At 68.3% G+C, this 26,479-nt stretch carries 23 protein-coding genes; 13 read left to right on the top strand and 10 right to left on the bottom strand.

What is annotated here, in order from left to right; all coding sequences use genetic code 11:
- Positions 1 to 67 precede the first annotated feature (67 nt).
- The gene (locus ACI3KU_RS01335; protein WP_404920476.1) at positions 68 to 1,771 is read right to left on the bottom strand and encodes an ABC-F family ATP-binding cassette domain-containing protein; all 1,704 of its coding nucleotides are present in this window, start codon (positions 1,769 to 1,771) and stop codon (positions 68 to 70) included.
- Between the two features lie 106 nt (positions 1,772 to 1,877).
- On the opposite strand from ACI3KU_RS01335, the gene pip reads away from it, so the two are divergent.
- Positions 1,878 to 2,810: a prolyl aminopeptidase gene (pip, locus tag ACI3KU_RS01330; protein WP_404920475.1), complete on the top strand. Its 933-nt coding sequence runs from the start codon at positions 1,878 to 1,880 to the stop codon at positions 2,808 to 2,810.
- Between the two features lie 32 nt (positions 2,811 to 2,842).
- Here the strand turns inward: pip and ACI3KU_RS01325 are convergent, their stop codons facing one another.
- On the bottom strand, positions 2,843 to 3,214 hold the full coding sequence (locus tag ACI3KU_RS01325) for a hypothetical protein (RefSeq protein ID WP_404920474.1): 372 nt from the start codon (positions 3,212 to 3,214) through the stop codon (positions 2,843 to 2,845).
- 148 nt (positions 3,215 to 3,362) lie between these two features.
- Between ACI3KU_RS01325 and ACI3KU_RS01320 the strand changes: the two genes are divergently transcribed.
- From ACI3KU_RS01320 to ACI3KU_RS01295, 6 genes are all read left to right on the top strand, one after another.
- Positions 3,363 to 4,400 (top strand): iron-siderophore ABC transporter substrate-binding protein, encoded by a 1,038-nt coding sequence (locus ACI3KU_RS01320; protein WP_404920473.1) that lies wholly within the window; start codon positions 3,363 to 3,365, stop codon positions 4,398 to 4,400.
- Between the two features lie 64 nt (positions 4,401 to 4,464).
- Positions 4,465 to 5,454, top strand: a complete 990-nt coding sequence (locus ACI3KU_RS01315) for a FecCD family ABC transporter permease (protein ID WP_404920495.1) — start codon at positions 4,465 to 4,467, stop codon at positions 5,452 to 5,454.
- On the top strand, positions 5,451 to 6,518 hold the full coding sequence (locus ACI3KU_RS01310) for a FecCD family ABC transporter permease (RefSeq protein ID WP_404920472.1): 1,068 nt from the start codon (positions 5,451 to 5,453) through the stop codon (positions 6,516 to 6,518). The genes ACI3KU_RS01315 and ACI3KU_RS01310 overlap by 4 nt, the downstream gene beginning before the upstream one ends.
- Positions 6,515 to 7,315: an ABC transporter ATP-binding protein gene (locus ACI3KU_RS01305; protein WP_404920471.1), complete on the top strand. Its 801-nt coding sequence runs from the start codon at positions 6,515 to 6,517 to the stop codon at positions 7,313 to 7,315. Before ACI3KU_RS01310 ends, ACI3KU_RS01305 begins: the two co-directional genes overlap by 4 nt.
- Entirely contained in the window at positions 7,305 to 8,237 is a 933-nt protein-coding gene (locus tag ACI3KU_RS01300; protein ID WP_404920470.1) for a siderophore-interacting protein, read from the top strand. Before ACI3KU_RS01305 ends, ACI3KU_RS01300 begins: the two co-directional genes overlap by 11 nt.
- 30 nt (positions 8,238 to 8,267) lie before the next feature.
- Positions 8,268 to 8,459 carry a hypothetical protein gene (locus ACI3KU_RS01295; RefSeq protein ID WP_404920469.1) on the top strand — a complete coding sequence of 64 codons (192 nt, stop codon included), beginning with the start codon at positions 8,268 to 8,270 and terminating at the stop codon, positions 8,457 to 8,459.
- Between the two features lie 17 nt (positions 8,460 to 8,476).
- Here the strand turns inward: ACI3KU_RS01295 and ACI3KU_RS01290 are convergent, their stop codons facing one another.
- From ACI3KU_RS01290 to ACI3KU_RS01265, 6 genes are all read right to left on the bottom strand, one after another.
- Positions 8,477 to 9,403: a carbohydrate ABC transporter permease gene (locus tag ACI3KU_RS01290; RefSeq protein WP_404920468.1), complete on the bottom strand. Its 927-nt coding sequence runs from the start codon at positions 9,401 to 9,403 to the stop codon at positions 8,477 to 8,479.
- Complete coding sequence (locus ACI3KU_RS01285; protein WP_404920467.1) at positions 9,393 to 10,316, bottom strand: carbohydrate ABC transporter permease; 924 nt, start codon at positions 10,314 to 10,316, stop codon at positions 9,393 to 9,395. The genes ACI3KU_RS01290 and ACI3KU_RS01285 overlap by 11 nt, the downstream gene beginning before the upstream one ends.
- A 10-nt stretch (positions 10,317 to 10,326) precedes the next feature.
- Positions 10,327 to 11,637: an ABC transporter substrate-binding protein gene (locus tag ACI3KU_RS01280; protein WP_404920466.1), complete on the bottom strand. Its 1,311-nt coding sequence runs from the start codon at positions 11,635 to 11,637 to the stop codon at positions 10,327 to 10,329.
- 68 nt (positions 11,638 to 11,705) lie between these two features.
- A complete protein-coding gene (locus tag ACI3KU_RS01275) occupies positions 11,706 to 12,707 on the bottom strand; it encodes a Gfo/Idh/MocA family protein (protein WP_404920465.1) in 1,002 nt (333 codons plus the stop codon).
- A complete protein-coding gene (locus ACI3KU_RS01270; RefSeq protein WP_404920464.1) occupies positions 12,704 to 13,699 on the bottom strand; it encodes a Gfo/Idh/MocA family protein in 996 nt (331 codons plus the stop codon). The genes ACI3KU_RS01275 and ACI3KU_RS01270 overlap by 4 nt, the downstream gene beginning before the upstream one ends.
- A gap of 32 nt (positions 13,700 to 13,731) precedes the next feature.
- A complete protein-coding gene (locus ACI3KU_RS01265; RefSeq protein ID WP_404920463.1) occupies positions 13,732 to 14,742 on the bottom strand; it encodes a LacI family DNA-binding transcriptional regulator in 1,011 nt (336 codons plus the stop codon).
- 71 nt (positions 14,743 to 14,813) lie between these two features.
- Between ACI3KU_RS01265 and ACI3KU_RS01260 the strand changes: the two genes are divergently transcribed.
- Complete coding sequence (locus ACI3KU_RS01260; RefSeq protein WP_404920462.1) at positions 14,814 to 15,572, top strand: 6-phosphogluconolactonase; 759 nt, start codon at positions 14,814 to 14,816, stop codon at positions 15,570 to 15,572.
- Positions 15,569 to 16,720 carry an N-acetylglucosamine-6-phosphate deacetylase gene (locus ACI3KU_RS01255; protein ID WP_404920461.1) on the top strand — a complete coding sequence of 384 codons (1,152 nt, stop codon included), beginning with the start codon at positions 15,569 to 15,571 and terminating at the stop codon, positions 16,718 to 16,720. The genes ACI3KU_RS01260 and ACI3KU_RS01255 overlap by 4 nt, the downstream gene beginning before the upstream one ends.
- 311 nt (positions 16,721 to 17,031) lie before the next feature.
- On the opposite strand, the gene ACI3KU_RS01250 is transcribed toward ACI3KU_RS01255, so the two are convergent.
- Together ACI3KU_RS01250 and ACI3KU_RS01245 are read right to left on the bottom strand one after the other, a co-directional pair.
- On the bottom strand, positions 17,032 to 17,859 hold the full coding sequence (locus tag ACI3KU_RS01250; RefSeq protein WP_404920460.1) for a class I SAM-dependent methyltransferase: 828 nt from the start codon (positions 17,857 to 17,859) through the stop codon (positions 17,032 to 17,034).
- Positions 17,860 to 18,092: 233 nt separating this feature from the next.
- Positions 18,093 to 19,697: a DUF222 domain-containing protein gene (locus tag ACI3KU_RS01245; RefSeq protein WP_404920459.1), complete on the bottom strand. Its 1,605-nt coding sequence runs from the start codon at positions 19,695 to 19,697 to the stop codon at positions 18,093 to 18,095.
- 172 nt (positions 19,698 to 19,869) lie between these two features.
- Here ACI3KU_RS01245 and ACI3KU_RS01240 point away from each other — a divergent pair, with 172 nt between their 5' ends.
- Genes ACI3KU_RS01240 through ACI3KU_RS01225 form a run of 4 tightly spaced genes read left to right on the top strand, consistent with a single transcriptional unit; the run spans position 19,870 to position 26,463 of the window.
- Entirely contained in the window at positions 19,870 to 21,333 is a 1,464-nt protein-coding gene (locus tag ACI3KU_RS01240) for a DUF3375 domain-containing protein (RefSeq protein ID WP_404920458.1), read from the top strand.
- The gene (locus ACI3KU_RS01235; RefSeq protein WP_404920457.1) at positions 21,330 to 21,965 is read left to right on the top strand and encodes a DUF4194 domain-containing protein; all 636 of its coding nucleotides are present in this window, start codon (positions 21,330 to 21,332) and stop codon (positions 21,963 to 21,965) included. The genes ACI3KU_RS01240 and ACI3KU_RS01235 overlap by 4 nt, the downstream gene beginning before the upstream one ends.
- Positions 21,962 to 25,267: an ATP-binding protein gene (locus ACI3KU_RS01230; RefSeq protein ID WP_404920456.1), complete on the top strand. Its 3,306-nt coding sequence runs from the start codon at positions 21,962 to 21,964 to the stop codon at positions 25,265 to 25,267. Before ACI3KU_RS01235 ends, ACI3KU_RS01230 begins: the two co-directional genes overlap by 4 nt.
- Positions 25,267 to 26,463, top strand: a complete 1,197-nt coding sequence (locus ACI3KU_RS01225; protein ID WP_404920455.1) for a Wadjet anti-phage system protein JetD domain-containing protein — start codon at positions 25,267 to 25,269, stop codon at positions 26,461 to 26,463. Before ACI3KU_RS01230 ends, ACI3KU_RS01225 begins: the two co-directional genes overlap by 1 nt.
- Positions 26,464 to 26,479: the final 16 nt, after the last annotated feature.

Below are 26,479 nucleotides of genomic sequence, written 5' to 3'. Positions count from 1 at the left end.
GGACGGCCCCGTTGCGCGCACCTGGCCCCATCCGTGAAGAAGGAGCCAGGGGCGCGCGACGGCGGAATCAGCGAGCGCGCACCACGCGAGCCTCATCCCACACCGGCGTCTCGGTCTCGTACACCGATCCGTCCGAGCCGAACACCAGGAAGCGGTCGAAGCCCCGCGCGAACCAGCGGTCATGGGTCACCGCGAGGACGGTGCCGTCGAAGCGGCGCAAGGCGTCCTCCAGCTCCTCGGCCGAGACCAGGTCGAGGTTGTCGGTCGGCTCGTCCAGCAGCAGCAGTGTGGCGCCGCTGAGCTCGAGGAGGAGGATTTGGAACCGCGCCTGCTGTCCGCCGGACAGCCGGTCGAAGTGCTGTTCGGCCTGCAGCACCAGTCCGTAGCGGTCCAGCGCACCACTCGCCGCTTCACGCGGCATCCCGTCGCGATCGTCCTCACCACGATGCAGGATCTCCAGCAGCGTGCGCCCCGTCCACTCCGGGTGCGCGTGGGTCTGCGCGAACCAGCCGGGCACGACGCGCGCGCCGAGAATCGCGCGCCCGGTGTGGTCGACGGGGGCCGCCTTCTGTCCTGCCGTCGTGATGTGACCGAGTGTGCCGTCGGGATCGGTACCGCCGCGGGCCAGGAGGCGCAGGAAGTGGCTTTTGCCGGATCCGTTGGATCCGAGCACGCCCACGCGGTCGCCGAACCAGATCTCCGTGTCGAACGCCTTCATGAGCCCGGTGAGCTCCAGGTTCGACGCGATCACCGAGCGCTTGCCCGTGCGTGCTCCACGCAGGCGCATGTCGAGACTCTGATCACGCGGGCGCTCCTGCGGCGGGCCCGCATCCAGGAATCGCGCCAGGCGTGTCTGCGCCGCGTGATAGCGGGAGGCCATGTCGGCGTTGTTCGCGGCCTGGACCTTCAGCGTCGCGACCAGCTTCTTGAGCTTCTCGTGCTGCTCGTCCCAGCGCCTGCGCAGTTCGTCGAGGCGATCCATCCGCGCCTCACGAGCAGCGTGATACGTCGCGAACGACCCACCATGGACCCATACGGTGGCCCCGGACGGGCTCACCTCCAGCGTGGCGATCCGATCCGCCGCGCGGGCCAGGAGCTCGCGGTCGTGCGAGACCAGAAGCACGGTCTTGCGCGTCTCGCGCAGCTTCTCCTCCAGCCAGCGCTTGCCGGGGACGTCGAGGTAGTTGTCCGGCTCGTCGAGCAGGAGCACCTCGTCGGGGCCGGCCAGCAGCGCTTCGAGAGCGAGGCGCTTCTGTTCGCCGCCGGAGAGCGTCGACAGCTCCCGATACTGGGCGCGCTCGAACGGGAGGCCCATCGCCGCCATCGTGACGCGATCCCACACGGTCTCGTACTCGTAGCCACCGGCGTCGGCGTACTCCGCGATCGCCGTGGCGTAGCGCATCTGCGTGTCGGTGGTGTCGTTCTCGATGAGCGCCAGCTCCGCGGCGGCCAGCGCTCGCGCGGTGCTGCGGATGGCAGTGGGTGCGACGTCGACGAGGAGCGTGTGCACCGTCGGCGGGTTCGCCGGGTCGGCGTCGCGCGTGTGGCCGATGAACTGGTCCATCACACCCAGCCCGCCAGCCATGGTGACGGCGCCCGAATCCGGCTTCTGCTCGCCGCGGATGACGCGCAGCAGCGTCGACTTGCCGGCGCCGTTCTCGCCGATGAGTGCGGTCGTGGTCCCTTCGCCCACGCGGAAGGTGACCTCGTCCAGGAGCGGACGACCGTCCGGCAGAGTGAACGAGATGGCATTGATATCGATGTAACCCACGGGAAACCCTTCTGCCCGTGTACCGAGCCTTCCAGGCTACGTGATCCCCGGGCGTGTCGCGAAATGCGGTGGATCGAGTCGAGCGCCCTGTGCGTAGGCTTCGGGGATGCATCCTTCGGTGACGCCGTTCGCGTCAGGCCTGATCGAGCGTCCAGACGGCGCGCGGCTGTACTGGGAGACCTCGGGAAACCCGCGCGGTCGCCCGGCGCTCTATCTGCATGGCGGTCCGGGCGGCGGGCTCGGACGCGGCGGCTACCGTCGTCGGTTCGACCCGGACCTCTATCTGATCGTGGGAATCGATCAGCGCGGCTGCGGACAGAGCACGCCGTGGGCGATCGATGACCTCGACGGGCTGGAGCGCAACACCACTCCCGTGCTCTTCGAGGACATCGAGGCCGTCCGCGCACACCTCGGAATCGACACCTGGCTCCTGCACGGCGTCTCCTGGGGATCGACCCTCGCGCTCGCCTACGCCCTCGCTCACCCGGACCGGGTCACGGAGGTTGTTCTCACGGCGGTGACCACCGGAAGGCGAGCGGAGATCGACTGGATCACGGAGGGCGTCGGCATGATCTTCCCCGAAGCGTGGAGCGCCTTCGCGAGCGGAGTGCCGATGGGAGGACGCGTCGTCGAACACTACGCAGCACTCCTGCGCTCACCCGACCCCGAGGTGCGAGCCGCCGCGGCGGATCGATGGGACGAGTGGGAGAGCACGCACATCTCGCTCGACCCGGCGTGGCAGTCGGGTCCGCTGCACGCGGACCCCCGCCAGCGCCAGAACTTCGCGACACTCGTCACCCACTACTGGGCGCACGACTGCTTTCTGCCGAGCGAGATCCTCTCCCGTGCGCACGAGCTCAGCGACATACCCGGCGTCCTCATTCACGGCCGCCACGACGTCAGCGGGCCCGCGATCACCCCGTGGTTGCTGCACCGCGCGTGGCCGGGCAGCCGGCTGGAGATCGTCGAGTCAGAGGGGCACGGTGGCGCCGTCGAGATGATGATGACCGCCCACGCCATCGACGACTTCGCCCGCTGACCTGCGACGAGCGCCCGCGAGAGGCAGGGCGTTCAGGACGCGGAGCAGGAGAGGGTGGAGCCGTTGTCGAGGGTGTGCACACCGGGTCCGTATTCCGCGCACGCGGACAGCAGCGGGATGGCGACCACGAACACGAGGAAGAGAATCAGGGCGATCCACAGCAGCGTGACGATCGCGCCGATCACGATGGCCAGCACGGCCGGGACATTGCGCGCACCGCGGCGCCGCGAGATCACAGTCCCGACGATGCCCATCACCAGTCCGACGGGCGCGATCACCACGCTCAGCACCAGCGCGATGATCCCGAGGATCGTGCCGGAATCGCTGGTGGTCTGCGGGGTGGAATGACCCGCGTCGCCGACGAACGGAAAGTCCGGAGACTCGGTGCCGTCCGGCAAGGTCATGAGCGCCTCCTCACCAGGTGAATCCTGCCGCCCAGTATGTCGCACGGTGACCGCCTCGCTCTCGCGGGCCCCGACCGATCCATGCTAATTTAGGCAAGCCTCACCTACATCATATGAAGGCATTCCCTCACACTGCGAAGGATTCATCGTGCGTCTGTCACGTCTACTCGGCCTCACCGCCACCGCAGCGCTGCTCACCGCGAGCCTCGCGGCCTGCTCCACCTCCGCCGCCGCGCCGTCCGATGACTCGTCGGCCGGTGATTCCGCGAGCGCGGACACGTTCCCGGTCACGATCGGGCATGTCTACGGCACCACCACGATCGAGAAGAAGCCCGAGCGCGTGGCGACCGTCGCGTGGGGCAACGCGGAAGTGCCGCTGGCGCTCGGCGTGGTTCCGGTGGGCATGGCAAAGGTCACCTGGGGTGACGACGACAAGGACGGCGTGCTGCCCTGGGTGGAGGACAAGCTCACCGAGCTCGGCGCCGAGACTCCGGTGCTGTGGGATGAGACCGACGGCATCGACTTCGAGGCCGTCGCAGACACCCAGCCCGACGTGATCCTGGCCGCCTACTCGGGTCTGACGCAGGAGGACTACGACACCCTGTCGAAGATCGCACCCGTGGTCGCGTACCCCGAGGTCGCCTGGGGCACCTCCTACCAGGACATGATCCGGCTGGATTCCAAGGCACTCGGTCTGGCCACCGAGGGCGACGCCCTCATCGCCGACCTCGAGCAGCAGGTGCAGACGTCGCTCGATGCTCACGCGGAGCTGCGCGATAAGAAGGTCCTCTTCAGCTACATCGACGCCGCTGACATGAGCCAGATCGGCTACTACACGAAGCTCGACACCCGTCCCGGCTTCCTCTCCGACCTCGGCCTTCCGGTGCCGAGCATCGTGGAGGAGACCGCAGACAGCGACCAGTTCTACCTCACCGTCAGCTCCGAGCAGGCGCAGAAGTTCGACGACATCGACCTCTTCGTGACCTACGGTGCCGCCGGATCCGACTTCGTGGCGCAGCTGCAGGCCGACCCGCTCATCGGCAAGATCCCCGCGGTGGCCGCGGGCGCGGTCGCGGTGCTGGAGAGCGACACCCCGCTCGCCGCCTCCGCGAACCCCTCGCCGCTGTCGATTCCGTGGGGCATCGACGAGTACTTCACGCTGCTCGCGGGCGCGCTGAAGAAGTAGTCACCTGCTCGTGATCTCCACGCTGACCCCACCCGCATCGGTCGCCGACGTGCTCCGGCGACCGATGCGGGTGCGTCTGCTCGCGCTCGGCGGCGGAGTCGTGCTGCTGGTGCTGCTGTGCGTGGCGTCGGTGGCCTTCGGCGCAGCCGACGTGACGCTGGACGACATCATCGGGGCACTGTCGGGCCAATCGGACACCCTCGCGCAGGCCGCGGTGGTCAAGCGCATGCCGCGGACGGTACTCGCGATCCTCGTCGGGGCGGCGCTCGCCATCTCGGGCACCGGAATGCAGGCCGTCACCCGAAACCCGGTCGCGGATCCCGGAATCCTCGGCGTCACGAGCGGCGCAGCCCTTGCTGTCGTGTGCGGCATCGCATTCGCCGGGATGACCGATCCGATCGCGTTCATCGTCCTGGCCGTCATCGGCGCCGCCCTCGCCGCGGCCTTCGTCTACACGGTGGGCTCACTCGGTCGCGGCGGTGCGACCCCGCTCAAGCTCGCGCTGGCCGGAGCCGCGACCACCGCCGCCCTCACGTCACTGGTGAGCGCCATCCTGCTTCCGCGCGTCGACATCCTGCAGGCCGTGCAGTCCTGGCAGATCGGCGGCGTGGGAGGTGCGACGTGGGATCGGATCTCGATCCTGACCCCCGTCCTCGCGGTCGGCGCCCTCATCTGCCTGGCCAGCTCCCGCGGAATGAACTCCCTCGCACTCGGCGACGATCTGGCCACCGGTCTCGGTGTGCGTGTCGCCCGCGCACGCCTCATCACAACCATCGGGGCCGTGATCCTCGCGGGTGCCGCGACCGCCATCGCCGGCCCGATCGCGTTCGTCGGTCTGGTCATCCCCCACGTCTGCCGCATGCTCGTGGGCACGGATCACCGCTGGCTCGTCCCTTTCTCCGGTCTCGCCGGCGCGTGTCTGCTTCTCGCGGGTGATGTGCTGGGGCGCGTCATCGCGCGCCCGGATGAGGTCCAGGTGGGCGTGGTCACCGCCGTGATCGGCGCACCGTTCTTCATCTGGATCGTGCGACGCCAGAAGGTGCGTGAACTGTGACCGCCGTGCAGAGCTCTCCGCGCACGTCGTCCGCGGCGACGGCCCGCGCCGCGATCATCGCGGGTCGGCGTTCCCGCTCCCGTCGGCGCACCCTCGTGATCAGCGCCCTGGCACTCGCGCTCTTCGTCGCCGTGGCCGCGAGCCTGATGATCGGGCAGACCTTCTACTCCCCCATCCAGGTCCTCCGCGTGATCCTCGGCGAGACCGTGCCGGGCGCGTCCTTCACCGTCGGCGAGCTGCGACTCCCCCGCACCGTGACCGCTGTGCTGGCCGGGACCGCCTTCGGCCTGGCCGGCGCGACGTTCCAGACGATGCTGCGCAATCCGCTCGCGTCCCCCGACATCATCGGCATCTCGTCGGGTGCGAGCGCTGCCGCGGTGATCGCCATCGTGGTGCTCGGCTTGAGCGACACCGGCGTCTCGCTGTTCGCCCTCGGCGGCGCCCTGCTGACCGCCCTGGCGATCTATCTGCTCTCCCATCGCGGCGGCTTCTCCGGCACGCGACTGATCCTCATCGGCATCGGCCTGGCGGCGATGCTGAACGCGGTGGTGTCATACGTGCTCTCCCGAGCCGCATCGTGGGACATCCAGACCGCGATGCAGTGGCTCACCGGCAGCCTCAACGGCGCCTCGTGGGAACGCGTCATCCCCCTGCTGATCGCGTGGCTCGTGCTGGCGCCGATGATGCTGGCAACGGGTCGCTCGCTGCGCATCCTGCAGCTCGGCGATGATTCCGCGGCCGGCCTCGGGGTCCGCGTGCAGCCCACGCGCATCATCCTGATCCTCGGCGCGGTAGCGCTGCTGGCCTTCGCGACTGCCGCCGTCGGTCCGGTCGCGTTCGTGGCGTTCATGGCAGGGCCGATCGCCGCCCGCCTGGTACCGGCCGGAGGTTCTCCGCTGCTGCCCAGCGCGCTGGTGGGCGCGGTCCTGGTGATCGTCGCGGACCTGATCGGCCAGTTCGCCTTCGGCACCCGCTACCCCGTGGGCGTGGTGACCGGGGTTCTCGGCGCGCCGTATCTGATCCTGCTCCTCATCCGCACCAATCGCGCCGGAGGCTCGCTATGACCGTCGCCCACTCGCTGTCCGCAGATGCGCTGACCCTCTCGTACGGGAGTCGCACGATCGTCGACGGCCTGGATCTGCAGATCGCCCCGGGACGGGTGACCTCCATCGTCGGTGCCAACGGCTGTGGGAAGTCCACGCTGCTGCGCGCGCTCTCCCGCCTGCTCTCCCCCGTCAGCGGCCAGGTGGTGCTCGACGGCTCAGCACTGCACACGCGCTCCACCCGCGAGGTGGCGCAGGTACTGGGGCTGCTGCCGCAGAGCCCCACCGCTCCGGAGGGGATCGCGGTGGCGGACCTGGTCGGTCGTGGCAGGCACCCGCACCAGCGAGCGCTGGCCCGGTGGAGCGCGCACGACTACGACGTGGTGGCCGACGCGCTGGAAGCGACGCGCACGACGGATCTCGCGGATCGGTCGGTAGACGAACTCTCCGGCGGTCAGCGTCAGCGCGTCTGGATCGCGATGGCGCTGGCGCAGGAGACCGACATCCTGCTGCTCGACGAGCCGACCACCTACCTCGATGTGGCGCACCAGGTGGAGGTGCTGGACCTGCTGACCGATCTGTCCGTGGAGCGCGGCACCACGATCGTGATGGTGCTGCACGACCTGAATCTCGCGGCGCGCTACTCGGACGAACTGGTCGCGATCCGCAACGGTCGCGTGCACGCCGCCGGCGCACCCTCCGACATCCTCACCTCCGAACTCGTCGAGGACGTGTTCGGGCTGCCCAATCAGATCACCATCGACCCCGTCTCGGGCAAGCCGATGGTCACGCCCATCGGGAGGCACCATGTCCGTTGAGACCACCACCGAGGCGACGCCGTTCGTCGTGATCCGCGCCGAGGTGCGCCGGGTTCAGCGGGTTTCGCCGAACTTCGTCCGCGTGACCTTCGGCGGCGACGCCCTGGACGACTTCGCCACCCCCGGCGCCGTCTTCGATCTGCGGATCAAACTGATCTTCCCGCCCGCGTCGGGTGTCCTTCCCGAGTTCGATGGACGCGACGGCTGGTACCAGGGCTGGCTGGCCATCGACGAGGCCGAGCGGGGCTCCATGCGCACCTACTCGATCCGCGATCTGCGGGTGACGGATGCCGGCACGGAGATGGACATCGACTTCGTACTGCACCTCGCCCCCGGGCTCACGGGCCCCGCGTCGTCCTGGGCGAACCAGGCGTCGGAGGGCGATGAGCTGATCATCGCGGGCCCCCGCCGCGGCCACGACTGGGGTGGCATCGAGTATGCCCCCGGCGACGCCACGTCGGTGCTGCTCGCCGGCGACGAGACCGCGGCTCCGGCCATCGCGCGCGTCCTGGAGGATGCCCCCGCCGATCTGCGCGGCATCGCGTTCATCGAGGTCTCCGATGCGGCGGACGCCCTGGAGATTGCGGCGCCCGCGGGAGTGCAGGTGCGCTGGCTACCGCGCGGTGACGCCCCGCACGGAACGCTGCTGCTGCACACGGTGCTGGAGCATCTCGGTGCCGCCCCCGCCGCCGAAGTGCGTGACGTGGAGACCGAGAGCACGGTGTGGGAGACGCCCACCTTCTCGGGGCTCGGCGAGGAGCTCGACTCGACGGCGCCGCACGCGGATCGCTACTTCTGGATCGCGGGCGAGAGCGGTGTGGTCACCACCCTGCGTCGTCACCTCGTGAAGGACGTGGGCATCGATCGGACCCAGGTGGCGTTCATGGGCTACTGGCGCCGCGGCGTCGCGATGAAGGGCTGAACCCTCCTCGCGAGGGCGCAGACTGTGTGCATGGGAATGTTCACGCAGAAGCCGGAAGAGCCCACCGAGTGGGCGGGGCTCCCCTCGGAGCCGATCCGTCGCGACAACACGGATCTCGAGCCCGTGGTCGGCGACGAACTGCTGCTGGATGGGGCCGCGAGCTCCCTGAGCGTCGACCTCACCGCGTACACGGTGCAGATCGAGGCGGGCGACGCGGAGTAGCGCCGCCCGCCTCGGTCTCACTTGAGGCCGGTGGTGGCGACGCCGCGCACCAGGTATTTCTGGCCGAAGAGGAACGCCAGGAAGACCGGCAGGATCGAGATGATCGACATCGCGAACAGCGGGCCCCACGAGCTCTGCCCCTGTGAGTCGATGAAGGCCCGGAGCGCGGGCTGGACCGTATAGGCCTCCGGCGACGTCAGATAGATGACCTGGCTGAAGAAATCGTTCCAGGTCCAGATGAACGTGAAGATCGCGGTGGTCGCCAGCGCCGGCGTCATCAGCGGCAGGATGATCTGCGTGAACGTGCGGAAGTGGCCGCAGCCGTCGATGCGTGCCGCCTCATCCAACTCCTTCGGCAGGCTCCGGATGAACTGGATCATCAGGAAGATGAAGAAGCCATCCGTTGCGAAGAACTTCGGCACGATGAGCGGCAGCACCGTGTTCACCCAGCCGACCGAGTTGAACATGATGTACTGCGGCACGATGATCACCTGCAGCGGCAGCATGATCGTCAGCAGCATCAGCCCGAACATCCACTTGCTGCCACGGAAGGTGAGCCGCGCGAACGCATAGGCCGCCAGAGAGCACGACACCAGGTTTCCGATGATCGCGCCGAGGACGACGAGGGCGGAGTTCAGCAGATACCGCCCAAACGGCTGCGAGAGCGCATCCCACCCGAGGGTGTAGTTCTCCAGCGTCATGCCTTCCAGCGACAGGCCGGGCGTGAACACGTCCTCGCTCGGCCGGAAGGACGCCAGGAGCATCCAGACCAGCGGATACAGCATGAGCAGCGCAAGCAGCGCCAGCCCCACGTGCTTGAGCACCGAGCGCACCCGGCCAGCCGGGGAAGCGCTGCCACGCGAGCGGCGCGGTGCGGGACGCCCGGTGACGATCGCCTCGGTGACCGAGGAGTCAGCGGTCTTGTCGACGACGTCAGTCCTCATAGAACACCCACCATTTCGAGAGCCAGAAGTTGAGCGCGGTGACGGCCGCGATGATGATCAGCAGCAGCCACGCCATTGCTGAGGCGTACCCCATCTGGAAGCCCGGGAAGGCCTTCTGGTACAGGTACAGGGTGAAGAAGAGCGTCGCGTCGGACGGGCCCCCGGTGCCGTTGGAGACGACGAAGGCCTGGGTGAACGTCTGGAATGCCCCGATGACCTGTAGCACGAGGTTGAAGAAGATGATCGGCGAGAGCAGCGGCAGGGTGATCGAGAGGAATCGGCGTACCGGTCCGGCACCGTCCACCTGCGCCGCCTCGTAGTACATCCGCGGGATGTTGCGCAGCCCCGCGAGGAAGATCACCAGTGGCGACCCGAAGGTCCACACGTGCAGTAGGACCAGCGTGCCGAGCGCCGTATCCGGATCGGCGATCCAGCTGGCGCCTTCGAGCCCGAACATCGCCAGCACCTGGTTGACGAGGCCGTCGGCGCCGAACATCTGGCGCCACAGCACGGCGATCGCCACCGACGAGCCGAGCATCGAGGGCAGGTAGAACGCAGAGCGGTAGAAGGACATCCCCCGCATGCCGCGATCCAGCAGCATCGCGAGGCCCAGCGCCACCACCAGCTGGAACGGCACGGCCGCCACCACGTAGGTCACCGTGACGCCGAGCGCGTGCTGCAGCCGCTCGTCGGTGAGCATCTTCTCGTAGTTCTGGGTGCCGATCCAGGTGGGCGGTTGGAGCAGGTTGTACTTCGTGAAGGATAAGAAGAAGGACGCCACGACCGGCCCGAGGGTGAAGGCGAGCATGCCGATCATCCAGGGCGCGAGGAAGCCGTAAGCGGCGAGGGATTCCCGGATCCCCTTCCGCCCACGCGGGCGAGAGGGGATCCGAGTCAGGGTCGGAGCGGTCACGGTGCGCCTCTCAGCCGGCTGCGGCCAGCAGATCGGTGAGTTCCTGATGGACGTTCGCCGATGCGGTCGCCGGGTCAGCCTTGCCGAAGAGCACATCGGAGACCCCGCGCTGGATCACCTGGTCGTAGGTTCCGCCGCCCACGGCGGGCACCGGCGGCGCCGCCCCGAATGCGTCGGCGTTGTCAGTGGTGAAGGCGATGAGTCGCTGCTCCGGCTCGCTCACCTTGTCGGCGATCCCCACGCGGATCTCGGTGTTCAGCGGAAGTCCGCGCTCGGCCAGCAGCGCATCGCCCGCGGCGGGGTCGTTGAGCAGGAAGTCCACCAGCTTGGCGGCTTCGGCGGGGTGCTTCGAGGTGCTCGCGACCGAGTAGTACATCGCGCCGCGCAGGTATTCTCCGGTGGCTTTCGCGTCGGTGTCGGCGGGCAGACGCAACAGGGTCAGCGGGGAGCCGAGGGCGCCCTCGATCGTGGTGAGCAGGTTCGACCAGGCGAAGCCCATGGCGCTCTTGCCTGTGGCGATTCCCCACTGGTCGGGTGAGAGCACCATCTGCTCCGTGATCACGGATGCGGCTGGAGCGGCACCGGACGTGCTGAGATCGGAGACCAGCTGGAAGTAGCCGGTGAGGTCCCCCTTGCTGAAGCCAACCTTGCCGTCAGCGGTGAAGAGGGACTTGCCCTGCTGCGCGAGCCACGCGTTGGTCACCGGGTCTCCGATGATCGAGTCGGTTCCCACCGCGCCGACGCCGGCCTTGCTGAGCTTCTCGGCGGTGGCCAGGTAGTCATCCCAGGTCCAGGTCTTGTCGTCCGGCATCTCGATCCCCGCCGCCTCGAACAGCGCGGGGTTCGCGAGCACGGCGGGGTAGTTCGCGCCCGCCTGCAGCGCGTACAGCGTGCCGTCGACCTCGCCGGCCGCCACGCCACCCGTATCCAAGTTCGACTGGTCGATCTCCGACTGATCGCCCAGCGGCAGGAGGACACCGCGCCCTGCATACTCGGCGAGGTAGGCATCGCTCATCTGCATGACGTCGGGGGTGTTTCCTCCCGCCGTCTGCGTCGCCAGGCGGTCCCAGTAGCCGGCCCAGTCGCCGAACTCCGCTTCGACGGTGATGCCGGGGTTGGCGGCTTCGAAGGCATCGATGGCGGCCTGGGTGTTCTTCTGCCGAGCGTCAGAGCCCCACCAGGCGAAGCGGATGGTGACATCTTCGCCCGAGGCTGCACCGTCGCCGCCGGCGGGTGCACCGGCGGGCGAGCAGGCCGAGAGGGCGATGGCGCTGACGGTCGCGGCGGCGAGGGCCGCGGCGAGTCGAGTGGTGCGATTCATGGACTACCTCCGTTGGTAGCCGCGCTGCCGAGGTCGGCGGCACGGATCGGTGTGTGCAATGGGGTGGATCAGGGGAGCGTGATGGTGCGTGCGGTACGTGCGGATTCGTAGATGCCGAGCACGGCGGCCAACGCGCGGTGGCCGTCGTCCAAGCCGATCGCGGGGGCACGACCGGCGTCGCGGGCGTCGAGAAGGTCGGCGTACTGGGCGCGATGGGCCCAGTCGATGCTGGTCCATCCCTCCGGTGCGCTGTCATCGACGATCTCCTCACCGTCCGCGAATCGCATGGTGAGGCGGCCGTCGGCGATGGTGGCCGAGCCCGAGGTTCCGAAGACCGACAGTCGAACGCCACTCTCGGGGAACGCCGCGGTCGAGGCGAACACCGTGCCGACAGCACCCGAGGTGAACCCGATGGCAGCGCCGACGACGTCCTCCACCTCGATGCGCTCGTGTGCGACGCAGGATGCCGCGGCCGTGACGGTGGCGGCTTCGCCGAGGAACCAGAGGAGCAGATCGAGGGCGTGGATTCCCTGGTTCATCAGTGCGCCGCCCCCGTCCCGATCCCGGGTTCCGCGCCAATCGCCGGAGTCGTAGTAGGACTGCGGACGGAAGAACGGGGATTCCACGGTGCCGCCGGTGAGCCGGCCGAGTCGGCCGGCGTCGATGGCCTGGCGAAGCGCGACGGAGGTGTCGAGGAATCGCCGTTGGCTCACCACCCCCACCATCCGCCCGCTGTGCTTGGCCGCCTCCGTGAGGCGTGCCGCGGCGACGAGAGTGATGTCGATCGGCTTCTCGACCAGGACATCGCAACCGAGTTCGAGTGCGTGAACGGCCAGGTCAGCATGGCCGGCACTCACCGTGCAGATGCTGACGATGTCCGGAAGATGGTGCCCCTCCGCCAGGTCGTCAAGAGAGGCGGCGACCCGCGCTCCTCGCGGCTCGGCGAGCAGTGCGGCCCGGTTGACGTCGGTATCGATGACGGCGCTCACACGGGCGCCGTCGAGTGAGTCGATCAGTCGGGCGTGCACGCCGCCGATGAAACCGGCCCCGATGATGGCGATGTCGGTCATGCGGATGCCTTCCAGGAGAGTTCGATGCCACCCTGACGCGCGCTCTCCTCGGCGAGGAGGGCGATGCGGGTGACCAGGAGTGCGTCGGCGGTGGCGCGCGCCGCATCGGATGCGCCCGCCAACAGCGCGTTCAGCGCGTCCTCGGCGGGTCGTCGTCCGGACGTCAGTCCGACGGCGTGACGAGGCGCGTCCGCGGTCGTGAGTTCGAGCAGGCCGCGACCCCAATACAGTTCCGCCGTGCCCTCCGTGCCGACCACGCGCATCCGGTAGTCGCCGTGGATCTCGGAGCCGGTCGGCGTCAGCCAGTCGACCTCGGCGGTGAGCACAGCGGATGTTCCCGGGGTGTTCAGGGTGACCACCGCGCCGCCGTTGAGCGCGAAGCCGCTCTCCAGCTCGGCGCCAGTCCATCCCCGCACCGAGCCGCTCGTGGCACCCGTGAGAGTGAGGGCGATATCCACGTCATGCACGAGCAGGTCCGCGAGGATGCCGCCGTAGGTGGCAGGGTCGAGGAACCAGGGCGCGCGCACGTCGCGCAGCAGTTTGTGCGGCGCCCACGACGCCAGCGCCACCGGACGACCAAGATCTTCGGCCGCTACGACGACGGCCAACGTCTCGGGGTAGGTGCGCTTCTCAAGCATCAGCGAGATGTTCCGCCCGGTGTCGACCTGTGCCGTCGCGATGCGCTCGAGCTGGTCAAGGGTGATGCAGAGCGGCTTGTCGCAGACGACGTCTGCACCGGCCCGCAGCGCGGCGACGATGATGTCGGCGCGCCCGGCGTAGACGCCGGCGCAGGCGACGATCTCCGCGCTGAGTCCGAGGAGGTCATCCAGCGAGTCGAATACGGGGGCGTCGAACTCCGCGGCGATGCGCCGAGCGGCCTCAGCGTCGGGGTCGAACACACCCCGCAGCTCGATATCGGCTCGCTCGCGGATCTCCGCGGTCACGTAGTCGACATGGGAGTGCGCCACGCCGGCGATCACAATGCCTGTCATGTGGGCATTGAATCATGCAACCGCTTGCAGTGTCAACGGTGACGTGAGCGAACCGGCGCGACACTGGCCCGGTGGACCAGGTGGCCGGCAATAGCAGTCCGCTCGTCCACCTGGTCGGCATCGCCACGGATCAGCGCGAGCAGCGCATCCAGCGCGACCGCGCCACTGGCGGCGCTGCCACCCGCGATGGTGGTGAGAGCGGGCAGAGTCGTGGCAGCCAGCACGTCATCGCAGCCGATCACGCTGAAATCGGCGGGAACCTCGAGTCCGACGAGCGTGAAACCCGCGAGCACCCCGTGCGCCACCACATCATCGAAGGCGACCGCTGCGGTGGCCCCGGTGGCAATCAGCGACCCCACGCACTCGCGTCCCGCCTCATAGCTCGGCCGCCCGAGTTCCAGCACGGAAACGCTCAATCCCGCGGCGTCAGCCGCGGCGAGCACCGCACCGCGGCGCTGCGCGTCCGCCCAGGTGGTCGGCGGTCCGGCCAGGTAGGCGATAGCCGAATGTCCCATCGCGGCAAGCAGCTCGACCGCCTCCCGGGCGCCGGTGGCTGCGTCCACCAGCACCCGCCGCACACCGGGAACATCCCGGTTGATCAGCACAGTCGGCGTGTGTTCGGCGAGCTCGAGGATCCGCGTGTCGGAGAGTCGTGATGACGCGAGGATGAACCCATCGACCTGCGGCTCCAGCCGGTCGATGAGCACGCCTTCGCGCTCGGCCCGCTCGTCGGAGTCGCCGAGAAACACGGCAAACTCCGCCTGTTCAGCGCCGTTTTCCACGGCGCGCACGAGCGGCGGGAAGAAGGGGTTCGCAATGTCCGGAACGATCAGGGCGATGTTCGACGTGCGCCCCGTGGATAGGGCGCGTGCGTGCGGATCCACCGAGTAGCCGAGCTCGGCGGCGATGCGCCGGATTCGATCGACGTTGTCGGCCTTGATCAGTTCGGGTCGGGTGAACGCCCGCGAGGCGGTCGACTCTGACACGCCCGCGGCCTGCGCGACGTCAGCAAGCGTCACGCGGCCCTTTCGCTTCGAGGTCATGGCTCAACGATACCGGCGACCGCGGGAACCTCGGCTTGACTTTGCAAGCGGTTGCATTAATCTTGCTCGACATGAGCATGCCCTCGTTCTCCCTGCATACCCATCCCGATCGGATCGCCATGGGTGCGGCCGCAGCAGCCTCCGCCGCGGAGACCCTGCGCACCGCCATCGCCGACCGTGGGTCCGCCCGCATGATCGCCGCGGCCGCACCGAGTCAGCTGGACGTGTATCGCGCCCTCGCCGCGGAGCCGGGCATCGACTGGAGCGCGGTGACGATCCTGCACATGGACGAGTACGTGGCGCTGGACCCGGAGGCACCGCAGCGCTTCAGCGTGTGGCTGCGCGCCCATTTCGTCGATGCCGTCGGGGACGCTCGCTTCCTGCCACTGCGGCCGGAGCTGGGCGTGACGGAGGCCATCGAGAGCTACAGCGCTCTCCTCGCGGACGGCCCCATCGACCTGGTCTGCCTCGGCATCGGGGTCAACGGACACATCGCGTTCAATGATCCGCCCGAGGCGCGTTTCGACGACCCGGCGGCCGTGCGCTCCGTGCGTCTCGACGAGGCCAGCCGCATCCAGCAGGTCGACGACGAGTGCTTCGATAGCCTGAGCGATGTGCCGACCCACGCACTCACGCTGACCATCCCCGCGCTCCTCGCGGGCGCCCACCTCGTGTGCGCTGTTCCCGACCGTCGCAAGGCCGAGGCCGTTCGCGCGCTGATGGAGGAGCCGGTGGATCCGGCATGGCCCTGCACCGTGCTGCGCCGCCACTCGCGCTGCGAGGTCCATGTCGACGCTGATGCCGCGGCGCTCCTTCCGGTGGCGGGATGAGCTCCCTGATCCTGCACGGCCGCGATCCGCGAGACGGCGCCGGAGTGGAGGTTGTCCTGTCCGACGACCGCATCGCCTCTTTCGCCGCGTGGGATGCGGCACCGGACGCTCCGTGGATCAGCCCCGGCCTCGTGGATCTGCAGGTCAACGGCCACGGGGAGGGCGATGTCAATGCGTCCGATCCCGATCCGGCGCACATCATCGCAATGGCGCGCAGCCTCGCCGCCGTCGGAGTGACGCGCTTCCTTCCGACGATCATCACCGCATCGCCGGCCGACATGCTGGCGCGGATTCGCGCGGTCGTGGAAGCGTGCGCCGATCCGCTCGCCGCCGCCATGGTGGCGGGCATCCATCTGGAAGGGCCGAGCCTCTCCCCCGAAGACGGGCCGCGCGGGGTCCACCCGATGGAGCACATCCGTCCGCCGGCGATCGATGAGCTGCAGGAGTGGCTGGAGGCCGGTGCGGGTCTCATCCGCATCGTGACGCTCTCGCCGCACCACGAGGGTGCCGAGGCTGCGACCCGTTTCCTGGTCTCGCGCGATGTACGCGTGGCGATCGGGCACACGCATGCCGACGACGATCAGATCCGCGCGGTGGTCGACGCGGGTGCGTCACTGTCGACGCATCTCGGCAACGGCGCGCACGCGGTACTGCCGCGTCACCCCAACTATCTCTGGAGCCAGTTGGCCGAGCCTCGCCTGGCGGCAGGGCTCATCGCCGACGGACATCACCTCCCCGACGCGACGCTGCGCACGATGATCGCGGCGAAGCGCCCGGGCCCGAACGGTGATCACGGCGCGTTCTTGGTGAGTGACGCCGTCGCCACTCCCGCCGCTCTGCGGGAGGGTGGTGTGTCCACGGTGGGCGGTGGCGTCGAGATCGCCGCGGACGGTGCGCTGCGTCATCGCGCGACCGGGTTCCTTGCCGGCTCCATCCAGACACTCGACGTGGGAGTGGCGACCATCGCGCGCCTCACCGGCTCACTGGCGACCGGTATGGAACTCGGCGCGATCGCCCCGGCCCGGGTGCTCGATGGTGAGACGCCCTGGCGCGTGGGCGCGCGTGCGGACATCCTGCGCTTCGCGTGGGCACCCGGCGATGCACGCATTCGACCGGTGTCGGTGCACGTCGCAGGCCACGAGATCTGACCCACGGCGAAGGGGTGTCCGCCCGGCGCGGGGAGACGTCCGACCCACGGGCGGCACGTCTACTTCGCGGCTACACGCCCGACCCGCGGGTGCGTCCTATACGCACCCGGACCGACACGTGCGACTGGGACCAACACATCCGACTCGGACCGACACGTGCGACCCGTGGACCGACACGTGCGACCCCGAACCGCCGCGCCCGACCCCAGACCGCCGCGCCCGACCCCGGACCGACACGTGCGACCCGTGGACCGACGCGTGCAACTCGCGCGACCCGCGGAGCGAGAACCTCGATCGCGCCCCGTGGCTCGTCACGCCCGTGTCGCGCGCAGGGTGTAGCTGAGCGGCATGCGCTCCGGACGGTCCGCGAGCACGAACTCGCCGTTGCCGCGTTCAACCATTTGACCCGGCAGCGCCTCCCACGGCACGCTGTCGTGCTCGACGAGGAGATCGATGCGCATGCCTGCTTGAATGAGCGCCGTCACGATCTCGCCCATCGAGTGATTCCACTCGTAGGTGCGAGCATGTTCGATCGGCGCGGTGACGTCGACGTAGGTGGTGGCGTCGTCGAAGACGAGCGGCTCGTCGTGCTCCCAGTACGAATATTGCAGGTGCACGTCATCGGCGCGGGTCTCGTCCACGGTGAAGAGCACAGGATGCCCCTCACGGATGAAGAGGAACCCGCCCGGCTTGAGCACAGAGGCCACGACACGAGCCCAGCCCCGCACGTCGGGGAGCCATCCCAGCGCACCGATTCCGGTGAACACGAAGTCGAATGTCTCGCCGTCCAGGATCGTGGCGGCGTCGTAGACGTTGCCCTGCACGTAGCGGACCTCGTCTCCCGTCTCCGCCACCAGCAACCGGGCCGCTGCTACGGCCTCGCCGGAGAAGTCCAGCCCCGTCATGCGCGCACCACGGCGGGCGAGCGAGAGCGTGTCGGTGCCGATGTGACACTGCAGGTGCACGCCGCGCAGTCCCTCGACGTCCGGCAGCAGCGGGATGTCGAACTGCACGACATCGCTCAGCAGCGCGCGGTCCTCGATGAAGCGGCCCACGCCGTATCCACTGCCGTCGCGTGCTGCGTGCAGCACGGCACGGTCGTCCCAATTGGCGCGATTGGCGTCGAAATGCTCGTTCATGTGCGTCCTTCCGCCCGGCGCACGCCGAGCCGATCAGGCTATCAGCAGGGAATCGGGTGGCACGTCGCGGCGACGAGTCGGCAGCAAGAGTCCTCCTGGGCTCCCTCGTCGTCGGCGGGCCACCTCGTGGCCGGTGGCGGTGAGCGTCATCGCGCGGTCGGCGATGCGTCACCACGGCAGTCGTCCACGAGGTTGCACCATCACGGTTCACCATGGCGGCGCACCATCGCTGTTCACCATGGCGGCGCACCATCGTTGGAGATGCCCGCATCGCTGTTGCTGTCGCTGCCACAGCCGTCGGATTGGAGAGGCATGGTGAAGGTGACGGTGTGGGGTTCGGGGTCTTCGGTGTAGTGGTAGCCGGCTGGGGTGATGTATTCGACGACACCGCCGGGGTGTGGGGTGATCTTCCAGCCGGCGCTGGTCTTCAACGTGTGATGCCGGCGACACAGCGGGGCAAGGTTGCTGATGTCGGTCTTTCCACCATTGGCCCAGTCCTGGTTGTGGTCGATGTCGGTGTAGCGGATCGGGACACGGCATCCGGGGTGTCGGCAGTGTTGGTCGCGGTGGGTGAGGAAGCGTTTCATCTCCGCCGTCGGCCGGTATCGGTCGGTGGCGAGGACACCACCGGTGATCGGATGCGTGAGCACACGGTCCCAGCCGGGCGCACCTCCCGCGAGGAGGCGGGCGGTGTCCGCATCAATCGGGACAGCACCGTCAAGTTCCGCACCATCGTCCTCACGCCCGATGAGCGTGAGAACCGGGACCGTGACCGCGACCGTCGCGCGGATAGAACCGATCGCGGTGTCCACACTGCTGGGGGTGTTCGTCAGGAGCAGGTCGGCGAGGATATCGGCGCGGATCTGATCCACCGTCCGCGAATCACAGCACGCAGCGGCATCCGTACCCGCGCCCGTACCCGTGGCTGATTGATCGTCGCTGGCGCTGCCTGCCTCCGCATCCGTGACTGACTGGCTATCGCGTGCGATGCCTGCCTCTGCGCCCGTGACCGACTGGCTATTGGTGGTGGTGCCCGTGGGGGTGCCCTCACCGGTGCTCGCGCCAGGGCCGGTTCGTGCGGTGTCCTTGTTCGCGGCGCGCAGCGCGTGCGCCATCTGATCCAACCGATCCTTCACGCCATGAGCGAGCACCGACGGCAGGAAGGCGTGCAGCGTAGACATGCCGTCCAGGTCGTCCGTGACCCACACGGCCCGGGCGCGGCGCGCCTCGCGATGACGTTCCGTGATCCCGATGTCGCGCACCTCCTCGGCCACGCGTGCGAGCATGCCCTTCAACCGATTCTGGGACTGGGCTCGAGCAAGTGGGAGCGCGCGCTCCACATACTCATCACGCGCAGGGCCGGCCTCGATCGGGAGGCCATGCTCCAAGATCACGCGAACATGCCCCCTACTGATCTCACCCGACGACAACGCCGCATGCACCGCCGGGAAATCATGAACCAGCTGATACGCATCCGACATCCAACGCTGAACCGTCCGATCACTCACCCGAATCGCAGCACCCACCTCCGCCGCGAGAGACCGCAACTCCAGATCTGACTCGGACGACGCCCCCGACGCGCCCGACAGTGCGACAAGATCCGCGAACAACGCCACCTCCAACGCATCCGTCGCAGCCCGCGACCGCGTCACCGCCGCAATCGCATCCACATACGCCCGCACCACCGCGACGTTAGGTCCGTCGAGCGACAGGCCGCCGCGCGGAATCAACGCGTGCGAGGGGTTCGCCGCGCCTCGGCGGCGAGAAACGGCATGTGGAGGATCAGATTCGGCCCTCGCGGGCGGGTCCTTCGCCGGAACTTTATGTGCGAACTTCATACTCCCATTTTTGCGCAGTGAATAGAACAAATATCCGAGCAATGAAGATGTGTGGACAACTCCTGCGGCGATCGGAATGCCCCGGAGGATCACAGAGTCAGCGCCAGGTGATTGGGCGGATGTCGGTGGCCTCAGCCATCATGGAGGCGTCACAACACAGGGAAGGAGCACGATGGCGGCATTCGATGACGCGCTCGCACGGTCCCTCGCGCTGCGGCGCCTTCAGAAGGAGGACACCTCCTGGAAGCTGATGCGTGCGGAGCTGGCTCCCGTGATCCTCGGCATCCTCGGCACGCACCTCGGCGGCGAAGTGCGCCGAATGCCTGTCACCGAACTGGTCGAGGCGGTCGATGCGGACCTCGACGGCCTCCGCGACCTCGGCTTCGACCTTCCTCTCGTCGCACAGGCGTACTGCAGCGCCTGGCGAGCTGACGGCTACCTCATCCGACGTCCGTCCGACGACTCTCGCGGCGAGACCTACGAGCTCTCTGCTGCGGCGCTGGGCGCCCTCCGCACGCTGACGGCCCTGGCCGACCCGCGCCCCGCCATCACCGAATCCCGGCTCACGAGCATCGCGCATCAGCTCTCGTCGCTCGCGACCGATACCGACCCGGACCAGACCCGCCGGCTCTCCTCCCTGCTCGCGCAGCGCGACGCTCTTGATGCCGAGATCAGTCGCGTCCGCGCCGGCGACATCACGGTTCTGGACGATGCCCGAGCCACCGAACGCACCCGCGAGATCCTCAAGCAGATCACCGAACTCCCGGGCGACTTCGCGCAGGTTCGAACGCGATTCGAGGGCCTCAATCGCCTGCTCCACGAGCGGCTCATCGAATCTGAAGACAGCCAGCGCAAGGTCCTCGGCGACGTCTTCCGCGGCGTCGACCTCATCGCCGACAGCGACGCGGGACGCAGTTTCAGTCACTTCCTGCGACTCGTGCTCGATCCGGAGCTGGGAGCCGAGTTCGATCGAGACATCGATCGTGTGCTCGATCGTGACTTCGTCGACCGCCTCGAGCCGGCGGAACGACGCGCGCTGCGCCGACTCCTGCCCACGCTCAAGCGCGAGGGAAGCGACATCCACAGTGTGATCACCGCATTCGCGCGGGGGCTGCGACGCTACGTGCAGTCCCAGCAATACCAACGCGATCGAGCGCTGCGCGGCACCATCCGCGAGGCGCTCGCTGCGGCGCTGCGAGCAGCACCGCACACAAAGCCCTATCGGCCGACGCAGATCGACATCGAGCTCAGCGGCGTCTCGATCAGCTCCGTCGGCGCGCTGCGCCCCCACGACCCCTCGGACTTCCAGGTCACGAGTACGGTGAGCCCGAATGCTGCTGTCGATGTGGACTGGCAGCAGTTGCGCGACGCCGCCCGCGACACGGAGATCGACTTCGACGAGCTGACCGCCAACATCCGCGCGATGATCGACGAGCTGGGCGAGCCCACGATTGCCCAGGTCCTGGAACGCTATCCCGCCACCCAGGGGGTCGGCTCGGTCATCGGGCTCCTTGCTCTCGCCGACGAGTCGGCGGTGGCGGAGGCTGGCGACGAGAACATCAGCTGGGTGGGCGCAGACGGCATCGATCGCACCGCTCCCATTCCCCGCCACCGATTCCTGAGGACTCCCGCATGACCGACACGGCTACTCACGACGCCGCCGACGCTCCCCCCGCGACGGGCCTCTGGACCGGGGACCGCGGCTCTCTCGCGGAGAACTCACGACGCGTTCTCCTGGCGCTCATCAAGGGTCCCTACGTGTCCAGCGACAAGGGAAACCTCTGGGCCGCGCTGCTTGCCGATCAATCGGCCATCGAGGAGCGCCTCAACGATCTCTTCCTCGAGCTCGTCATCGATCCGATCCTCGGATTCGCCTTCGTCCGCAACGTGCGCACAGATGAGCTCGCCATCCCGACCGCGGTGCGGGCGGAGACGCTGACCTTCCTCGACACCGCCATGCTGCTCGTCCTCCGGCAAATCCTGCTACACAGTGAGGGTGAACGGCGGGTCATCGTCGGGCGCGACGAAGTCTTCGAGCAGCTCGCGGTGTATCGCGGGGCGGATCGCGACGAGACGGACTTCGGCAAGCGACTGAACGCGTCCTGGCGCAAGATGCGAGATTCGCTGCGTATCGTGCACGCGACGGATACCGAGGATCGGGTCGAGATCTCCCCTGTGCTTGCGCTCATCGTCACCGCAGACACCGTGCGGCAGCTGAGCGCGGAATACGAGCGGATCGCCGCCAGCAGCGAGGAGGAGGACGCGTGAGCATCGCAACCGGGCAATGGCGCCTCTCGCGGATCGAACTCGTCAACTGGGGCACGTTCGCGGGCCACACAGTGATCGACGTCGCACGGCGAGGCCACCTCTTCACGGGGCCGAGCGGGTCGGGCAAGTCGTCTCTGCTGGATGGCATCGCGACGGTGCTCACTCCCCGCGTATGGGTGCGCTACAACGCGGCCGCGCAGGATCAATCCGCCCGCGCAGACGATCGCAGCCTCGTGAGCTACATCCGCGGGGCGTGGGCAAAGCAGGCGGACGAGCTGGAGGACCGCGCCGTCAGCACCTATCTGCGCACCGGTGCCACGTGGAGCGGGCTCCTGCTGCGCTTCGAAGACGGAGCAACGGACCCCGTCACCCTGGTGCGGCTGTTTCACCTTCGCGGTGGTGGGGCCGATGCCGCGGACGTGAGGGACGTGGGCTTCATCGACCGCTCATCTCCTGACCTGCTCGCATTCGAGTCATTTGCCACCTCTGGGTTGGACGCCCGCGGGATCAAACGAGCATTCCCGGATGCGCTCGTCACGACCAGCGGCGCTCACAAGACGTACTTCTCCCGCCTCACGCGGCTGCTGGGTATCGGCTCCACCGGCGCACTGCAGCTGCTGCACAAGACACAGTCCGCGAAGAACCTCGGCAGCCTCGATCGGCTGTTCCGCGAGTTCATGCTCGACCAGCCACGCACGTTCGAACGCGCTAAGGAAGCCGTCGCGCAGTTTCAGGACCTCAACGAGGCGCACAAACTGGTGGTTCGCGCGCGCGAGCAGGTTGAACAGCTTCGTGACCTCGAACCGAGCGCCACCGCATATGAGAGTGCAGCGCGCGACCTCGACGAAGCGCGACGCCTTCAGGCACTGTTGCCCACATTCCAGACCCGGCTCCTCCTCCAGGAGACGCGCAGTGGTCGTGACACCACACGTGTGGCGCTCGCTGCCGCGCAATCGGCGGAACTCGCCGCCTCGGAACGTCGCGATGCCGCGGACGCGAGCTTCGCTGCCGCTGACGCGGCCGTCCGTGATGTCGGTGGTGATCATGCGGATCGGGCGCGAGAGCGGCTCGACGACGCAAAGCGCCATGTCGCAGAGGTCTCCGCACGCGCTGGGCGTACCGCCGAAGCACTCCGCGCCGTCGATGTGGATGTACCGACCGACGCCGAAAGCTATGCGGCGCTGCGCGATGCGGCCGAGCGCGAGCTCGCCGAGAGCGCCGATGATCCTCGCCTCCACGAACACGACGCCAACCGCGCGTACATCGAGGCGCGCAACGAGGTACGTCGCCTGGACGAGGAGATCCTCGAACTGCGGCGGCGCCCGACCAACATCCCCGCCAACCTGTTGCGAGCGCGAACGCTCATCGCGGAGAAGCTGCGGATGAACGAATCGGTGCTGCCTTTCGCCGGCGAGCTGATGGATGTGCGCCCGGAGCACGTCGCGTGGACCGGTGCCATCGAACGCGTGCTGCGGCCGCTGTCGACGACGCTCGTCGTGCGTGCCGACCTGCTCCCTGCGGTGCGGCGCACAGCCGATGCGCTCTCGCTCGGTGCGCGGGTGGTGTTCGAGGCCGTTCCGGCAAGCGCCGATGACCCGCGGCGAGTGGAATCCGAAACCTCCCTCGTCTATCGCGTGCGCGTGGCGGACGGCCCGTTCCATACCTGGCTGAACGGCCGACTCGCCGAGCAGTACGACTATGCGTGTGTGGACTCCCCGGACGACCTGGACGGTGTGCCCCGCGGCGTCACGATTCGCGGACAAGTCAAGACATCGGCTCGCCGTTATGTGAAGGACGACCGCTTTCGCGTGGACGACCGAGAACAATGGGTCATGGGCACGGACAATGAGGCGAAGGTCGATGAGCTCGTCGCCCGACGGCAGCGCGCCGAGGCGGATCAACATGAGGCGGACGCACTCCTGCAACGTGCGCAGCAGGAACAGGCCCGGATCGTCCGTCGGCGCGAGGTCCTGCTCGCCGTGCTTCGGCAGCCGTGGCACGAGCTGGACCTGGCGTCGGCGAACCATCAGGTCGACGAACGCGCTCGCGAGCTGCGTGCGCTGACAGACGGCAATGCGCAGCTCTCTGATGCCGTGGCACGAGCCGACACTGCGCGGCAAGCTCGTGACAACGCCCGCGATGCCGCAGCAGAAGCGATCGCACGCGTGCGGCAGCTGGAGGCCGAGCTCGTGTCGCTCCGCGCCGATGAGGTCAGACTGCGTGATGAGCTCACCGCGCTCCCGCCGCTGGACACGAGCGACGCTCAGATCCTGGCTGCTCGATTCCAAGGCGTCCAGCGCCAGATCAACCGCACCAATGTCAGCGCGATCGGCTTCACCGTCCAGGCGAGCCTCCGAGCGCAGGCTGACGAGGCATCGATCACGCTCGCTCGCTCTCGGTCGGAGTTCGAACGGCGTGCACGCGACTTCGTCGGCATGTTCTCCGAGACGGCGGCGCGGGTGGAGCCCTCGATCGACGATCGGTCTGGCTTCGCCGCGCTGCGTGCCGAGATCGAGTCGGTGGGACTGCCGCAGCACGAGGCCGCCTTCTTCCGGCTGCTGCGCGAGAAGTCGCGGGACGCGGTCGGACTGTTGCTGGACGATCTGAGAAGCGCTCCTAAGGAGGTGCGCGATCGCATCGACCCGGTGAACCAGTCTCTCAGCCGGTCACCGTTCGATCGGGATCGCACCCTCTCGATCCGCGTCAGGGACAATCGTTCCGCCGAGGTCAACACCTTCATCGCGGAGCTGCGCTCTATCGTGGACGGCAGCTGGGATCGCAATGAGGCGGAGACGGCCGAAGCACGATTCGCCGTGCTCGCCGACGTGATGAACAGATTGGCCTCATCGGAGCGCGATCACGTGCAGTGGCGTGCTCGATGCCTGGACACGCGCGAGCACGTCACGTTCCAAGCCCGGGAGCTGAACGCCACCGGAGACGTGGTCGCCGTTCACGACTCCAGCGCGGGGCTCTCCGGTGGGCAGCGACAGAAGCTCGTCATCTTCTGTCTGGCCGCCGCGCTGCGCTACCAGCTGACCCAGGATGAGGCCGATCTGCCGCGATACGGGACCATCGTGCTGGACGAGGCCTTCGACAAGGCGGATTCCGCGTACACCCGGATGGCGATGGACATCTTCGAGGAGTTCGGCTTCCACATGATTCTGGCCACGCCTCAGAAGCTGCTGACCACCCTGGAGCCGTACGTGGGTGCCGTCACTGCCATCTCCAATCCCACGCGCGCCGAATCCCGCGTCGCTCACGTGGCCTGGCATGACGGTGACGGCCCGACGGCGAGGACCTGATGCCCGCCCCGGTCAGTGTCTCCACCGCGCGCGAGCGGGCGCGAGTTCGGGTCGGTCGCTCGCTCGCGGAATGGATCGCGCACGGAGGCACCGACGCCGAGTTCTCCCTCCCGCTGCACCCGCCGACCGAGCGAGCCGTACTGCGCGATGGTCAGGACTCCGCCCGCCGGTGGAAGGAATCGTGGGAGGGCATTCCGGGCGTCATCCTCGCCACGCGATCATGGGCATCCGTGGGCACGCAGACGGTGCCGGAACGACTCGAACTGCACGGCGCCGATGCCATCGCGACATTCGCCGGCCGCTCCTCAGTCGGGACGTGGGGCCGGGCCTGGAGGGCAGCTGAGGCTGTCCGCGGGGCGCTCAACACGGGTTCGAACGCTGTCACCTCCGAGGCGGTGTCGGCGGCTCTCGCCTCCCACGCACGGCGCCTGAGCGATCTCGAGGAGCCGACCGCGACCACGATCGGGGGTGCTGTGCGGTGGCTCGCTGACCATCCTGCCGCCGGTCTCCGCATTCGACAGGTCCCGATTCCCGGAGTGGACACCAAGTGGCTCGCCCAGCACCGCGCCCTGGTCAGCGCACTGTACGGCGCTCTCACCGGCCGTCCCGGGCTCGATCTCGCGGCGACACCGGAGCTGGTGCGGATGCGAATACTCGATGAGCGGCTCTGGCCTGCCGGTCCGCGACACCTCGCGGCGCCGTCGGCCGAGTGGAATCGTGTGGATCTGCGCCCGCGCACGGTGCTCGTCGTAGAGAACCTGGAGACGCTGCTGGCTCTGCCCGATCTTCCCGGGACCGTCGCGGTGCATGGACACGGCTACGGCACGGGTGCGCGGCTGGTCGGCATCGGGTGGCTCGAAGCCGCGCCGCGCCTGCTGTACTGGGGTGATCTGGACTCGGACGGATTCGGGATCCTCAACCAGCTGCGCGCCGCGCTCCCTCGTTTTGAGTCGATCCTGATGGACGAGCAGACGCTTCGCGATCATGAGGAGTTGTGGACCGTGGATCCGACGAAACCAGCGTCGTTGGAGCTGACGAACCTGGCACCCGCCGACCTCGCGGTCCGTACACTGCTGGCGGAGCGGCGCGAGATCGGGGAGCCGCGACTCGAACAGGAGCGCATCCTCTGGCCCTACGTCCTGCAGCGCCTGCACGACGTGATCGGGCCGTCCGACGGGGCGGGACACGCCAGATAGACTGAACCTGCTCGCC

It is taken from the genome of Microbacterium sp. ZW T5_56, assembly GCF_044987425.1.
Classification (GTDB): Bacteria; Actinomycetota; Actinomycetes; order Actinomycetales; family Microbacteriaceae; genus Microbacterium.
The sequence above is the reverse complement of the archived record's forward strand: the minus strand, read 5'-3'. Positions and strand labels throughout refer to the sequence as shown.